Below are 15425 nucleotides of genomic sequence, written 5' to 3'. Positions count from 1 at the left end.
TCATGACTCCTTATTCTTATTTTTAAGCTCTAATATTGAAATAACGCCTTCAGAACTAACGAAGAGTTCAACTTTTTCTAATGTCTTACCAAGACAAGGTCCTTGAATACAAAGTCCAGTTGTCGGTTCAAACAATGCGCCGTGAGCAAAGCAGGTAAGGTGCGTTTTCTGAGTATTCAGATACTGATCCTTACGCCACGCCATTGGCGCTCCTTGCACATGCGGACACGCATTTTTCCAACCGTAAAGTTTGTCATTTTTCTTTACGATAAAAATAGCATCCTGGCCATTTTCGTTTTCTATGAAACCTTTTGAACTGTCATTCTCTATCTCATCTATGTGACATAGAAAATGACATTGGGACGCGCTCTTACTCATACCGAGGTCGATGCCGTTGGGCCAGTTGTATCAGGTAATGTTTTTTCTGATGACGAGTTGGCTATCGGCGTTGTTTTAGATGTTTGTACTGACGCAACGCTTTGAACGCGGTTATCACTTATTTCCTGCTGGTTTGCATTTGCGTAATTAGGCTTTAATAAAAAGTGCGCTAACGCAGGTAATAAAATAAGTGCTCCTAACATGTTCCATAGGAACATAAAGGCCAGCAATAAGCCCATATCCGCTTGGAATTTAATCGGGCTAAGTACCCAAGTAATAACCCCAATCGATAGCGTTATCCCTGTGAGCATGACCACTTTTCCAGTGAAGTTGAGTGCTCTTAGGTAGGCTTTTGATAGGCTCGAACCGCGACGTAATTCCATCAAAGTAATCGACAAAATATACAGGGCGTAATCAATACCGATACCAACTCCAAGAGCGATAACGGGTAGCGTAGCGACTTTTACGCCCATATCCAGCTGCACCATCAAGGCTTCTGCCAACACGGAGGTCAGCATTAACGGAAGCACCGCCACCACGACCGCTCGCCATGAGCGAAACGTAACAAATGAAAGAATGATCACCGCGCCGTAAACAAGGAAGAGCATGTCGTACCACGCTTCTTTTACCGTTATATTGGTTGCGGCTTGAATACCTGCACTGCCTGCCGCTAAAAGAAACTGAACGTCCTCGGTATTGTTTTGAGCCGCGAATTCTTCGACGTGGGAAACAATCCTGCTTAACGTGTCGGCCTTGTGATCTTCAAGATAGGTATAAATAGTCAGTAAATTACAACTGTTGTTGTACAGCCCACGGGGCGCACCAGCAGTGATGTAATTTAACATTCTTTGGTTTTCTAAAAATTCATACCATTTTGGGTTACCTTCGTTTAATCCAGATAACACTCTACGAGACAACAAAGTGAGGGAATTAGTGGATTCCACGCCCGGTAATTGGCGTAACTGCCATTCTAACGCATCAATTTTATTGAGTGTTTGGTACTGAGAGCATTGACCGTCCGGCGTTTTAACCATTATGGCCAACACGTCACTGGACGCTCCATAATGCGTATTCATGAAGGCGACATCTTGGTTATATCGGCTGTCTTTACGCAGCTCTGGTGCACCCTGATCCAAATCACCAATTTTTAAAAACGTACTTTGATAATAACCGCCTCCTGCTAGCGCTAACCCACCGATCAAAGCGAACGTAGCCCATTTTCGTTGAGTAAATTTATCCAATAGACGCCACAACACGGGCGCTGTTTTGGTTTCGTCAGACGTTATATCGTTAACAACACTGCGTTGTGCCGCCGAAGCACTGACACCTACGAACGAAAGCAGGATCGGAAGTAGAATTAAATTGGTGAAGATCAGTACAGCCACACCAATAGAAGCGGCTATGGCTAATTCTTGAATGACTTTGATATCAATCACTAATAGCACGGCAAAGCCTACCGCATCAGCAAGTAAGGCGGTAAGACCCGCTAGAAACAGCCGTCTAAAGGTAAATCGAGCCGCGACAAGTTTGTCAAAACCTCGGCCTACATCCTGCATGATGCCATTCATTTTTTGCGCCCCATGGCTCATACCGATCGCAAATACTAAAAAGGGCACTAGGATGGAGTAGGGATCAAGGTCATAACCGAGCGTTGGCAATAGTCCTAACTGCCATACCACGGCCAATAAAGAAGCAAACACCACTAAACCGGTTGAGCGAACACAGCGTGTATACCAAAAGACCATTAACGTTGCGATGATAACCGCGGCAATGAAGAACCAGATAACCGTTTGAACGCCCTCAATGAGGTCCCCCATCACTTTTGTGAAACCCGTTATGTGAATTTCCAGTCCTTTTTCTTGATATTTAGAACGTAGCTCCTCCAGTTTTTCAGAATAGTTCGCATAATCAAGAGCACTACCCTCTGAATCTTGACTCAACAGCGGCATATAAATCACAGTCGACTTTTCGTCTGCGGCGATGAGTTGGCCTATTTGTCCTGAGCGGGCAATATTCGCTTTAAGTTGTTGTAGGCTTTCTGGCGAACCATCATAACCTTCTGGTATAACAGGCCCGCCTTCTAAACCTTCTTCAGTGACACCGATCCAACGAGTTGAAGGAGTCCAAAGCGATTTCATTTGGACGCGATCCACGCCAGGCATTAGAAAAATTTCATCGCTTAACTGACGTAAGAGTTCGAGATATTGCGCGTCATAGAGAGTGCCGTTTGGGTTGGCGACGGCAATTCGAAGTGCATTCCCCAACCCTGTTAATTCTGTCTCATATTCGAGGTAATTTTTAATATAGCTTTGTTCTGTAGGAAGTGTTTTTTCAAAGCTAGCATTAATGGTCAACTTACTGGATTGCCAACCTAAAATGACAGATAAAACAGTAAAGATCATCAAGACAATCATTCGATTATTGAACAATATTCTCTCAATTAATTGCCCGGAGTTTGGGTCAAACTGCGCGTTTTTGGTGTCGGAAACGGAGGTTTCATACTTCATTTTGAGTTTCCTATGTGTACAGGAATGGAACCACTAATACTAAGAGCAAGAATGTTGCCCTTGGAGGTCTCAATGAGATGAGTTAGTGGAGGATAAGGCTTGTGAGTGATAGGGAACAGCTTGTCATTCGATAATGACAAAATCATGCCTGCCTGATTTGACATAAATACCTGTCCATCTTTACTTACAGTTGATCCGGTGATAGAAGCAGGTATAGGATTCATAATCGTATTCCAAGAGGCGCCGTTATTATGAGAAACAAAAGCATTTCCTCGTAGGCCTGCAACAATCAAATCGTTATTTGGGAGCAATTCTGCAGTGAAGAAGCTACCTTCATACGGCGATTCTATGGTGGAAAAGGTCTGTCCATTGTCCATTGATAGCGCAATGAAGCCTTGTTCACCCGCGATCAAGATATGATCACCTTGTTTTTTGATGGCATATAGGTGGTAACCGAAAAAGTTTTCGATTCGTCCCATCCAAGATTGCCAGGTTTCTCCGCCATCTTTGGTTTCAATCGCAAGTCCGTAGGCACCGACTGCAACGACATGTTTTGGGCCTAACTGTAAAAGATCAAAAAAAGGCTTATCAGGACCGTCATCTACTAAGCGTTGCATTTCTCGAATGGCATGTTCATCGCCGTCACTTTCTGCCTCGATAAGCAATTGTTTAGCTAACTTCACCCCGTTTAATTTGATTTCCCAGCTTTCTCCGCCGTTCTTAGTCGCTAAAATAATGCCACTGTGTCCGATTGCGTAACCATTGTTCTCATCACTGAAAGAGATATCCGTTAAGGTAACGCTCACAGGAGAGGGGACTTGTTGCCAAGTTTTACCGTTGTCGCTAGAACGTAGAATCAAACCTCTTTCGCCTACTGTAAAAAGTGGAACGCCTGCATAGGCGGCACCCAACAAAACAGATGTACTGCCTAAATTTGATTGAACCGCTGCGCGTTCCATTGCATCTGCTGTCGCAGCGAGACTCTTGTTGATAGAAAAAACAAACAAAAGTAGCAACGCGATAGGATAGAAAACGTGTTTTTTAACGAGTGACTTCATACTGTTTGCTCCGGTTTAATGACTAAAGGAGCACTTTGAAAAATGCGCATGAAACAAAAAACGGAAATACAACCAAAAACAACGGCGGCAATACCGATACCATGATACCCAGCTATTTTTACAATCGTTCCACCAAGAACAGGACCGACTGCAGCGCCAATCATCAAGACCGCAGGTGTGGCGGCTAATGCACGTCCAGAGGTGTCTAATTTTGCTAACAAACCAAACACGAATATGTGAGTGAACATGATTAACGAAACAAACACGATAGAAGCGGCACCAAATAAAGGCAGCGACGACGAGTTCATAATAATATTGGCTAAAATCACTTGTATAATCGGACCAAGAAAAAGCACTAAACGGGTAGAAATACGTTTTTCCGAAATACCTGCCATGACGGTAGCGAAAAGGTTAAACAGCGACAGACCAACGAGAATTACGGTGATTTCCTGAGCATTAAAACCTCTTTCACGAGCGACTCGCTCCATAAAGCTGAAGGTCATGGCTTGGGTCACTACCATAACGCTGATTCCAATCATGCCATACCAAACATTAGCGGGTATTTTTCGACGTGGTGCTTTTTGGGTTATATTAAGATCTTGTTGATCAAACTTGATGCGAGGGAAGGCAAACGCACAGATCAGAGCGGCTAACGTCAGTATTCCACCAAAAATTATGAACAGTGTGTGTCCACCGTATTGATCGATAATGGTTGGCGCAACCGCCATAAAAGCAATACCCAACACGCCTGAGGCGAATCCTGTCATCGCATACAGTCGATGTGGATTTTCTCCCCGTGCAATAGTGCCATGGGTCATACTAAGTGCAGAACTAGCGCAGGCACCTGCGATCACGTGAAGTATTGCTAGGTATATAAAACTATCTGTTTGCGACGCAATAAAAAAACAGCCTCCAGCAGCCAAATAGCCGATTGATGTGACCAATCTATGATTTAATTGTTTGAAGCGAGGCGCGATTGATAGGCTAGCGCAAACGGCGCCTATCAGGAAAAGTGTGACTAGGGCGCCAGCTTGTTGTGAATCGTAATGATAAGCCGCTACTAACACACCTATCCAGAGTGGCAAAGCAACTAAGTCGAGCATGCCTGCACAGTTTGAAGCCATCAGAGCAACATTACCTTTTAAACCAAATCGCTGACTCATAACAGTGCTCCCAATTGAGAAGTAGTCGGTCGGCAAGCGTGAACTCTTGCCGTAGCTTTGCCAAAGCTCATTTTTTTAGTCATTCTTAGTATTAACATTTTGATCTCCCACGTTACTTATTTTTATCTTGTGGTAGCGGAGGTTTAACTCTGTTTTCAGGCGTCTCTCCCTTAGTATTCACCAAGGGAGAGTTTTGCTCCGTACTACTCTTTGTCATCTAAAAATGACTTTCTGACACCGCTTTGTTAGTCATAGTCTCCATTGTGGGGAGTGTCTGCCCCAGGCGCCCATTTCTTTCGATTTCGCATCAAAAAAGCCTGTGAAGCATCTGCTCCCATTGGTGAAACACGAGGCGTCCAATTTTTGTCGTGAAGATCCATGTCGGCGTCCATTTCAATATGGCAAGCAAACGGGCTGTTGAAATACCAGAACCAGTTTGAACCTAAAATATGACGACCTGGTCCCCAAAAGGCTTGATAACCTTTTTTGATAAAACGCTCGCCATTTTGCATCAACTCAGTCGGGCCACTAAAATGGAAGGTAAAATGCTCAACACCTTGCATGAACGGCGGTGCACCAATTAAAAAATGAGTATGATGTTCTAAACTGCCGCTCGGTTGTAAAAACGGCCCAATGTCTTCAAAACGATCGGTACAGCGAAAGCCCAGTCGTTCAACATAGAAGGCTTCTGCTTTTTTTACATCTGGCACAAAATACACAATGTGAGACAGGCTTATCGGACGAATTTGTTCTGCATCGACGTCGACGCCCAATTGGTTAACCGGTCTTTGAAATGGCGAGCCTGGAAGGTTTGAAATTTCGCCCACTAAGTTAATCTGCTTTTTCTTAGAGATTTGAAAGCCGATGGCGAAACCTGAGTCATCATGAGATTCGATAGACCCATCTGCTAATGTTTCGACTGCACGGTCTTTACTGAGCTCAGCATACAGGTCGTCAAGACTTTGTTGGTCAGCGACGCCCATGATTGTTTTTCGCATCATACAGCCATTGCCAACACTGGCTGGCAGACTCGGATCCTCTGTTTTAGCCAGAACAACGCCTGTGCCATCCAGCGCCTCAAAGCGCCCACCTTCATCAGTAACATCGACTGGAATGAGACCATAATCGGTTAAAAAGGTGGCGCAAGAAGGGATATCGTCTACCCCAAAAATAATGGTTTCTAAACCTACAACTTTCATATCTCTTTCCTCTAGTAAGTGGTTAGGCTGTATGACCACCGAGCGTTTCTGCCACCCAGTCGACTAAGTAGGCACCTGCATTGGCGGAGTTATCAAAGCTAGAGTGCTGTACACCACCTTCTCGATCAGTGAAAATTTTAAGTTCTCGTTTAGGGCTATTGACGAGTTGCTCATAGGTTCGGTACGCCCATTTAAGAGGGATCTGAGAATCTTTTTCACCATGGGTGACGAGGAATGGCACCTTGATTTGATCGAGTACACCATCAAGGTGGACGTTTTCAGCGATTTGCATAAATTCGTCCATGTCTTTTGCGCCCCACACCCAACGTACATGATCCCAATAGTGCGGAACGGGAAAGTCACCTTCTTTTTCTAAGCGACGTTTTTGTACATCACGCCAATCATGGTTAGCACCCCATACAAGGCCACAGGCAAATCTAGGTTCAAAAGCAACGGCTCTTGGGCAGTAATAACCGCCGAGGGAAACCCCTTGTAAGCCAATTCTTTTGGCATCAATTTCGTCACGTGTTTCTAACCAATCGACAATTCGACTGGCCCAATGTTCACTGTCATAGCGGGCAGTAAACCCTTGTAGGCGTATGGCTTCGCCTGTACCTGGTTGGTCAACGATGAGAGAGGAAATGCCACGTTTTGCTAATAATTGAGGCACGCCTACGCGATAGATCATCTCTTTAATAGAATCTAGGCCATTGACTTGAACGAGAATGGGCGCTTTGCCTTCCACGCCTTCGGCGCGAACATATAAGGCGGATATGTGTTTACCCTCGTAAGGAATCTCAACGCGTTCACAGTTTTCTTTCGCTAAGGTCGTTCCTTTAGCGAAGACTTGTAAAAAGTGTTTATATAGGGTTAGTCGACTTTCGCTTCCAAGTCCTTGCAAGCGTTCAGCTGTGCCATAATAGGTTGCTGCTCGAGCATATTTGTCACCAGCCGATAACAATCGACCCTTGTCTTCGTCTTCTTGTGCCAAATCACACAGCTTATCCGCCATGCGTTCCCAGCTTTCTCTAAAGGCTATTGAACCTGCTTCGTCTTTAGCTTTAGCCGCTTCTTTTAGCGGTGCGCACATCTCTTCAATTTCCCCTATACGAGCCCCCATTTCTAGCGCCAGATTGATAGAAAGGTCCCATGGATAATTGCTTGGAAAATAGCGAAACATAAGTACTCCAGTTATTTTGTTGCGGCATTAATAATGCGTGTAAATTGTTTGATTACGGCGTCTTTTAAAAAGCAGTTTGCACCAAGAAAATGAGGTGATCTAAAGGGGAAGAAGAGCATTCATTTTCTAAGGCAAACTGTTCAACTCAATTTATTTAATGCTATCTAGTACCTTGTCGCGCGATCCCTTGGCCCGTAAAGGTGCTGGTTGGGAAACGTTTTGTCGGTAGGTATTGATATTTCTTGTCATTCATTACGTCGGCTACATAGCCTTCGCCTGATAGCAAGTTATAGAAACCGAATGTTTGCGGAAGCGTTCCAGGGAATTCCGGCATTATGTAGTTGAAGTTCCAAAGCGTTTTCCATAACTGCCCCTTTGAATCCCAACGGTCACCTAACATTGCCTGCCAAGTATCTTCATCAAGGTAGTATTTACTGCGTGCTGCTTGGTGGCGTTTGCCTTCCGCCACAGTTGCTTCAACCACCCAGACTCGATGTAGTTCCCAGCGAACCGCATCTGGATTTAAGTGATTTCCAGTGATGATGTCTTTGTCTGGGTATTGCAAAAAGCGATTTTGGTTATAAGGCAGTAGAATTTCTTTTTTGCCTAATAACTTCCAATCAAAGGTTTCGGTACGCCCAGAAAATACGTTTATTTCATCGAAAGACATTAGTCCTGCAGTGGCCGGTGTCGGTGTATCACAACATGGGTTCGCCAGTTTTCTTACGCGACGTTGTCCAGCTAAGTACACGTAGGACTTAGTTTTGCTTGAATCAAGGTTGGTTTGTCCACCGATCAGTTCACCAGCACGAATTGGTGGCCCATAGTTTTTAAGTAAAATTTGTTCGTAGAAGCCATTGAAATCTTCGCTGGATCCTTCTTCAAAATACAAGGGGACTTGACGCTTGATAATGCCATCGGTTGTAAGCACGACTTTACCGCTAGAAGTAATTTGATATTGGTTAAATTCAGCTCGCCAACTCACACCTCTCCAAGAAAGTCTGTGGTTATTAATGGCTTCCAGACCGGTTTTAGGAATAGGGAAGGGGATGCCGCCATAGACACCGGAAAGTTGATGGCCATCTAGTTTTGCTTTTACCGCATTTTGGTGAGTAAAGTTATAAACCCACTCCGGTGCTATCGCCGTTCTGTGTGTCGGGTAGACATCTAAGCGATATGTATCTGGGTATTTTTTTAGCATGGCCTTTTGACCATCCGTTAAGTGCTCAGCATATTTCAGCATATTCTGCGCTGTTACTGAGTAAAGGGGCTTTTCATCTTTATAGGGGTCGAGGCGTTTTCCACCTAAAACTTGGCCTGGAATAAAGTCGTTATATCCTCCCGTCCAAGCTGGAATGGTGCCTTCACTGTTGCCAGCAATTTCTCCACCAAAAGGTGTTAAGTCTTGACCTAGTCGCGCTGCTTCTTCTGGACTGACCGCCGCCAAGCTTAGCGACGCTACACTGCTCAAAAGGGCGGAGGTGAAAAGAATTTTTAAACGATGTTTTTTGTTGTTATACATTTCGTTCTCCAATAGTTAAAAGGTGGTATTGATAGAGGCTGCGAGAAAATCCCGATCTTTAAGCGATTGTTTGTATTGCGTATGGTTGCTTGAATCGAGATAGTTGCCTTCTTCACCCAAAAACTTGGTGTAGCTTAAAGACATATTCCAACGGTCTAGGTAGACAGCTTTAACGCCAATATTGACATCACCGCCCCCATCGACACCAAATGCACTTACTGCCGAAGATTTACCCCAAGTGTGACCGAAACCAACAGAAGGCGTAAGATCGATGCCGTCAAACACCTGACGATATGTTGGGCTATAAGTCATTCTCACACCGACCGCCGACCGATCCGCATTCTCATTCAAAAAGCTTTCATTTTTTGTTGTCTTCACTCGAGTATTCCAAGCAATCTCACCGGCGAAACTTGCTTCATCGGAAATAAAAGTGGGGCCGAAGCCTGCAAGCCATGAAATTTGCGCGTGCGCCGTTTCACCTACGGCATAACCTGGGTTATCGTTGTTGTCGTATTGTGTTCCTACGGGAGTGATAACAGCTCCGTTACTTTCTAAAGGCGCATTTTTACGATAAGAAATTTCAGTTGCTAAGCTCCATACTCCAACGCTTTTTGCCATGCTCGCACCGTAGGCTTCGATCCCTTCTGCATAAGCGAACTTGTATTGGGTGGGATGAAAAGTCGAATCTAAATAGGTATATAAGTTACTTGCGCCGTAAGCATTGTAGCGAATGGCGTATAAACCAAAGTCAGCATCGAGATCATCGTCAGTCCAACGTACTTGCAAACCGTACTGACCCGTATCACTGGCTTCTTCATCATCGACTTTTTTAATGGTGCTTGTGCCAGCCAATATAACTTCTGAGCCAATGGCGTCACCACTTGACAAGTAGGCACCAGCTGGTGGGATGCGAGACGCTTCCCACTCGTAACCATAGTAAGCGCCTATCGTCACTTCATCGCTAACGGGTATGTCTACCGACAGCTTACCTGTTGGTCTAACGACTTCTTTAAATGTTGAATTCGGCACTGACAGTAGTTTTACTACATCGTTAGGTGCTTGACCCCCTGCGATACCATTGGCACCAAAAAACAGGCTTTCGCCCCATAAAAGCGAGTGTCGACCTAAACGAACGGTACCTTCCATACCATTCATAACAGGGAAATATCCATAAACGAATGCGTCTAACAACTCAGCATCATTACCCATAATTTCTGTGGTGTTATCAGAAAATTCACTTGCTGGCGAATGGTTGGATGTACTGGTTGTATTATCGGTTGAACCGTTATAAACATCGTCGTACCAAGCAGCGCCACTGATCCGAAATCCTATATTTTTGTAGGAAGCATCGATTTCAGAAAACAAATCAAGTCGATTCGAAACAAGCCCTTTATCAAAGTTATTGTTACCGTCATCTTGGTTTGCATCGCTTGTTAAGCCGGGGGACGCTTCTTCTAATCGAAACGCGGTACTGTACTTAACCGAGTTATTTAGGCTGAGCCTAAAGTCGGGGTTTCCAGTGTCTATATTGAAGCCATAGGCGGTTGACGTACTGGAAATAATGGCGACAGCCACAGACGTAAGCCGAAATGACGCGGAGTTAAATCTACTCATTTGTTCTTCCTCTCGTTGAAGGTTTTATTTTTATCGTTAAGAACAAGTCCACTATAAGCCAGCTTTATCATTCACAAGAGCCCTTTAAATTGAATCGATGATTCGATACTATCGAATGATTAAAATAATAAAGAAGGGTTGATTCCCATGCGTTTTAAAAAGCTTGATTTGAATTTGCTGGTGGCATTAGACACCTTGCTGACGGAGCAAAGCATTACCAAAGGGGCGGAGAAACTGAATATGAGTCCCTCGGCACTGAGCAATTCTTTATCTAGGTTGAGAGAGTATTTTAATGATGACTTGCTGGCACAAGTGGGTCGAAAAATGCTGATTACACCGTTTGGTGAGAACTTAAAAGTGCATGTACGCAATGCCTTGAACAACATAGAAAGCACGATTCTTATTCAGCCTACGTTTGAGCCACAGAACACAGATAGAATTTTTAGCATCTTTTGTTCCGACTATACGCAAACTGTTTTTATTCCCTACTTACTTGAGGTGGTTGGGCAGCACAAATGCACAGCGCGTTTTGAGTTTTTAGCGCAAATCGATAACCCTCATGAGCAATTGGAGCGCGGTGAAGCAGACTTATTAATCATTCCTTCCGATTTTGTTTCGAAGGAGCATCCCAACGATGTTTTGTATGAAGAAGAGTTTGCCTGTGTTGTATGGCAGCATAGTGAGCTGGCAAAAGGCGAGTTGACTAAGCAAAAATATGCTGAGGCAGGTCATGTGGTGATGCGCCCAGGTGGTATGAAAAAAGGCTTTTTTGAACTGTCTTTTGCGAACCAACACAATATAGAGCGTCGTATTGCGGCGACTACCTTCAGTTTTGCGTCGTTGCCCGCTTTAGTCATTGGCACTGACAATATTGCGACGATTCACGCGAGGTTAGCGCATAAGATGGCCCAAGCATGGCCGCTAAAAATTCACCCTCTGCCATTTGATATTCCAGTCTTAAAACAATGTGCCCAGTGGCACCAGTATCGTCACAAAGACGAAGGGCTTATTTGGCTACGAAATGCCTTTCAAGAGGCGGCACAAAACATGGGATCCTAATGGATCCCATGTCAGCCTTATAAGCATCTTTATTGCTGAGAAAGGGCGTGAGCTACTTTAGACGCATTGTTCCGCCCAAGAGCAGAGCTGATGAACTTCCCAGCTTCGATCAGTTTTCCTAGATTCACCTTATGCTCAATACCTAAACCATTGAGTAGATAGACCACGTCTTCTGTCGCCACGTTCCCAGATGCGCCTTTGGCGTAGGGACAGCCGCCTAATCCAGCCACGGACGCATCGACCACAGAGATACCACGCATTAAGGCGGCATAGATATTCGCCACCGCTTGCCCATATGTATCGTGCATATGCATTGCCAGTTTGTCTGTTGGGGTATTGGTTAAAACCTCATCTAACAAGCGTTCAACGGCAGCTGGGGTGCCCACGCCTATGGTGTCGCCAAGGGAGACTTCATAGCAGCCCATGGCGAGTAATTGTTCTGTCACGTCTGCGACCTTACTGGGGGCAATATCGCCTTCATAGGGGCAGCCTAAAACACAGGACACATAACCGCGCACCGCTACTTTTTGCTCGTTGGCGGCGGCGATCAGTGGTTCAAACCGCTGTAAACTTTCGGCTATCGAGCAATTAATGTTTTTTTGAGAAAAAGCTTCTGAAGCAGCGGCAAAAATAGCCACCTCAGAAGCCTTTACGTCCATTGCCCGTTGGAAGCCTTTTAGATTGGGCGTTAACGCCGCATAGGTAATGTCGGGCAGCCGTTCTATGCCGCTAAATACCTGTTCGCTGTCGGCCATCTGGGGAATCCACTTAGGGTTAACAAAGCTGCCTGTTTCAATATAGCCTAAACCACTTTCAGCGAGCTTTTTAACCAGTGCAATCTTGGTTTCAGTTGAGATGATCTGCGACTCATTTTGCAAACCATCTCTTGGGCCGACTTCAACGATTTTGACCCTTTTAGGTAAGCTCATAGAGCGGTCTCAGCCTCCGTATTAAAGGACATAAGTTGCGCACCACCATCGACCAAATCACCAGCGGTGAAATAGAATTCTTTTACGTAACCGTCGGCTGGCGCACGAATACTGTGCTCCATTTTCATTGCTTCCATGACGAGTAATAGGCTGTCTTTGCTAACCTTCTCACCGGCTTTGACGGCCAGCTCAACCACTGTGCCGTTCATGGGTGCCGCTAGCGCGCCTTGTGACTGGCTGGCATCCTCCATGCCTAAATCGACTTCCGGCAAGGTGAATTCAAGCCTTCCTTGCTGAGTAAATAGCATCCCTTTGTTATCCTGGAGCGACACGGTTGCTGTTTGTCGGTGTCCTTCAATGTGAGCGATAAGCTCGTGTTCAAATCGTTCCCCAGCGACAAAATAGTCTTGTCCGTCATATTCAATCCTGTAGCCATCAAGTGTATCTCGCGTGGTGGCTTGGACTTTGAGAAGGTGAGGCTCGTCATCGATCAATAGCGTGATGTGTTGGCAATGAACTAAATTCATGCGCCAGTCATGTGTTTCCAACCAAGGTGAACGCTTATCGACAGATGAATGAGCGTCGCCAGAATGGTACTGACTTTCTTTCAGGAGCATGAATAATGTGGCGAGTAGTAAATGCTTTGTCTGGTCAAATTCATCGGGCTTGAAGATCTCCTGCTCATGGCGCTCGATGAATCGCGTGTCCAGATCAGCATGGGCAAACGCATCGACACTGGCCAACTTGTAGAGAAAAGGTAGGTTGGTTTTCATGCCTGCAATTTGGTAGTCACGTAGGGACTGGCGTAAGCGTTGTAACGCCGTTTCTCTGTCTTCATCCCAAACGATGAGTTTGGCAATCATGGGGTCGTAGTAAACGCTGACCTCATCGCCTTGTCGAACGCCGGTATCCACTCGAACATTATCGTTATCGGCTGGGGGACGTAGCAAATGCAGTTGACCGGTAACGGGTAAGAAATCCTTATCGGGGTCTTCAGCGTATACCCGAGCTTCAAATGCATGTCCATGAATCGTTAATTGCTCTTGTCGGCAGGGTAATGTTTGTCCCGCGGCGACACGCAGTTGCCATTCTACTAAGTCTTGCCCCGTAATCATCTCGGTAACAGGGTGCTCCACTTGTAAGCGAGTATTCATTTCCATAAAGTAAAAGCGGCCATCATGATCAAGCAAGAACTCCACTGTACCAGCGCCTTGATAATCAATCGCTTGGGCTGCTCTGACTGCGGCTTCACCCATTTGTTGGCGTAAAGAGTCTGACATGCCGGGAGCAGGAGCTTCTTCAATAACTTTCTGGTGACGGCGCTGTAATGAGCAATCGCGCTCAAATAAATAGACGGCATTGTGGTGTTGATCACAAAAAACTTGAATTTCCACATGACGAGGCTCGGTCAAGTATTTCTCCACTAACATGGTGTCGTCACCAAAACCATTCATCGCCTCGCGTTTAGCGGCCGCTAAAGCTTCATCAAAATCCTCGGCTTGCCAAACTTGGCGCATGCCTTTACCACCACCTCCGGCGGCGGCTTTTAGCAGTACGGGGTAGCCCATTTGTTCCGAACTTGCTCTAAGTAACTCAGGGTCTTGATCCGCGCCATGATAACCCGGTACTAATGGCACATCGGCTTTTCCCATGATGTCTTTGGCAGCCGATTTTGACCCCATGGCTTCGATCGCACCAACAGGCGGGCCGATAAAGACTAGGTTGTTGTCTTGGCAAGCTCGACAAAAATCGGCATTTTCACTTAAGAAACCATAACCCGGATGAATGGCTTGAGCCCCAGTTTGTTTTGCCGCTGCAATGACTTTTTCTATGACGAGGTACGATTCGCGAGAAGGGGCATGACCTATGTGTACGGCTTCATCCGCCATCTCAACATGGAGGGCGTGACGGTCAGCATCGGAATACACAGCAACAGTGCGAATGCCCATTTTTCGAGCGGTTTTTATCACTCGGCAGGCGATTTCGCCTCGATTAGCAATGAGTATTTTGTCAAACATCTTGGTTATTCTCCTATCCACGCGGCAGGGCGCTGGTCAAAAAAGGCGCTTAATCCTTCTTGACCTTCATCCGACACACGTATGGCAGCAATGCGCTCAGAAGTGTCTTGTATTAAAGCGTCATCAATGTTTTTGTCGGCCACATCAAAAACCAATTGCTTGGCCTGTTTGAGTGCTTGAGGGCTGTTGTTAAGTAGCTGATTAACTAACTGATCTAGGGTTGAATCCAGTTCATCGTGACTTGCTATTTTTGTTACCAGTCCTAACTGTTCAGCTTCTTTGGCCGAAAAGCGTTCGCCAGTCAGAAAGTAACGGCGTGCGGCTCGTTGACCGATGGCGGCAATGACATAAGGGCTGATGGTGGCGGGAATTAAGCCGAGTTTTACTTCACTGAGGCTAAAAGAAGCCTGTCCACTGGCAATCGCAAAATCACAGCAGGATACCAAACCCACCGCGCCACCAAAGGCCGCACCTTGAACACGGGCAATGGTGGGCTTTTCAAGAAAGTTGAGCGTTTTCAGCATACTTGCTAAGCCTTGAGCATCACGAAGGTTGTCTTGATAATCATATTGCGCCATGCGCTTCATCCAATTCAGGTCAGCGCCAGCGGAAAAGCTTTTTCCTTCTGCGGCCAATATCACCAACTTCACTTTAGGGTCGTCAGCAGCACGTTGGAACGCCATTTCCAAATCGGCAATGACCTTGTCATCAAAGGCGTTATGCTTTTCCGCTCGGTTTAAACACACCGTTGCGACCCCCGACTTATTCAGGCTATAAAGGACAATTGAGTCAGACATA

12 protein-coding genes are annotated in these 15425 nt (G+C 45.6%); 1 reads left to right on the top strand and 11 read right to left on the bottom strand.

The window, feature by feature from the left end; all coding sequences use genetic code 11:
* The 8 genes from MARME_RS11145 to MARME_RS11110 all read right to left on the bottom strand — a co-directional run bounded on the left by MARME_RS11145 (position 1) and on the right by MARME_RS11110 (position 10621).
* Positions 1-378, bottom strand: coding sequence for a Rieske (2Fe-2S) protein (locus MARME_RS11145; RefSeq protein WP_013661368.1), 378 nt, complete (start codon positions 376-378; stop codon positions 1-3).
* Positions 375-2885, bottom strand: coding sequence for an efflux RND transporter permease subunit (locus tag MARME_RS11140; protein WP_013661367.1), 2511 nt, complete (start codon positions 2883-2885; stop codon positions 375-377). The genes MARME_RS11145 and MARME_RS11140 overlap by 4 nt, the downstream gene beginning before the upstream one ends.
* Positions 2882-3943 (bottom strand): WD40/YVTN/BNR-like repeat-containing protein, encoded by a 1062-nt coding sequence (locus MARME_RS11135; RefSeq protein WP_013661366.1) that lies wholly within the window; start codon positions 3941-3943, stop codon positions 2882-2884. The genes MARME_RS11140 and MARME_RS11135 overlap by 4 nt, the downstream gene beginning before the upstream one ends.
* Positions 3940-5106, bottom strand: coding sequence for an MFS transporter (locus MARME_RS11130; RefSeq protein WP_013661365.1), 1167 nt, complete (start codon positions 5104-5106; stop codon positions 3940-3942). The genes MARME_RS11135 and MARME_RS11130 overlap by 4 nt, the downstream gene beginning before the upstream one ends.
* A 245-nt stretch (positions 5107-5351) precedes the next feature.
* Entirely contained in the window at positions 5352-6305 is a 954-nt protein-coding gene (locus tag MARME_RS11125; RefSeq protein WP_013661364.1) for a VOC family protein, read from the bottom strand.
* Positions 6306-6327: 22 nt separating this feature from the next.
* Positions 6328-7485, bottom strand: coding sequence for an alpha/beta hydrolase family protein (locus MARME_RS11120; protein ID WP_013661363.1), 1158 nt, complete (start codon positions 7483-7485; stop codon positions 6328-6330).
* A 160-nt stretch (positions 7486-7645) separates the two neighbouring features.
* Positions 7646-9007 (bottom strand): DUF1329 domain-containing protein, encoded by a 1362-nt coding sequence (locus MARME_RS11115; protein WP_013661362.1) that lies wholly within the window; start codon positions 9005-9007, stop codon positions 7646-7648.
* 15 nt (positions 9008-9022) lie between these two features.
* Complete coding sequence (locus MARME_RS11110) at positions 9023-10621, bottom strand: DUF1302 domain-containing protein (RefSeq protein WP_013661361.1); 1599 nt, start codon at positions 10619-10621, stop codon at positions 9023-9025.
* Positions 10622-10768: 147 nt separating this feature from the next.
* On the opposite strand from MARME_RS11110, the gene MARME_RS11105 reads away from it, so the two are divergent.
* Positions 10769-11680, top strand: coding sequence for a LysR family transcriptional regulator (locus MARME_RS11105; RefSeq protein WP_013661360.1), 912 nt, complete (start codon positions 10769-10771; stop codon positions 11678-11680).
* 29 nt (positions 11681-11709) lie between these two features.
* Here MARME_RS11105 and MARME_RS11100 read toward each other — a convergent pair whose 3' ends face one another.
* From MARME_RS11100 to MARME_RS11090, 3 genes are read right to left on the bottom strand one after another with little or no spacing between them, the layout of a single operon-like run.
* The gene (locus MARME_RS11100; protein ID WP_013661359.1) at positions 11710-12609 is read right to left on the bottom strand and encodes a hydroxymethylglutaryl-CoA lyase; all 900 of its coding nucleotides are present in this window, start codon (positions 12607-12609) and stop codon (positions 11710-11712) included.
* On the bottom strand, positions 12606-14627 hold the full coding sequence (locus MARME_RS11095) for an acetyl-CoA carboxylase biotin carboxylase subunit (protein WP_013661358.1): 2022 nt from the start codon (positions 14625-14627) through the stop codon (positions 12606-12608). The genes MARME_RS11100 and MARME_RS11095 overlap by 4 nt, the downstream gene beginning before the upstream one ends.
* A 5-nt stretch (positions 14628-14632) precedes the next feature.
* Entirely contained in the window at positions 14633-15424 is a 792-nt protein-coding gene (locus MARME_RS11090; RefSeq protein ID WP_013661357.1) for an enoyl-CoA hydratase/isomerase family protein, read from the bottom strand.
* Position 15425: the final 1 nt, after the last annotated feature.

It is taken from the genome of Marinomonas mediterranea MMB-1 (genome assembly GCF_000192865.1).
In the GTDB taxonomy this organism is placed as follows: Bacteria; Pseudomonadota; Gammaproteobacteria; order Pseudomonadales; family Marinomonadaceae; genus Marinomonas; species Marinomonas mediterranea.
Note: the sequence above shows the minus strand (reverse complement) of the source record. Positions and strands in the feature narration are given on the sequence as shown.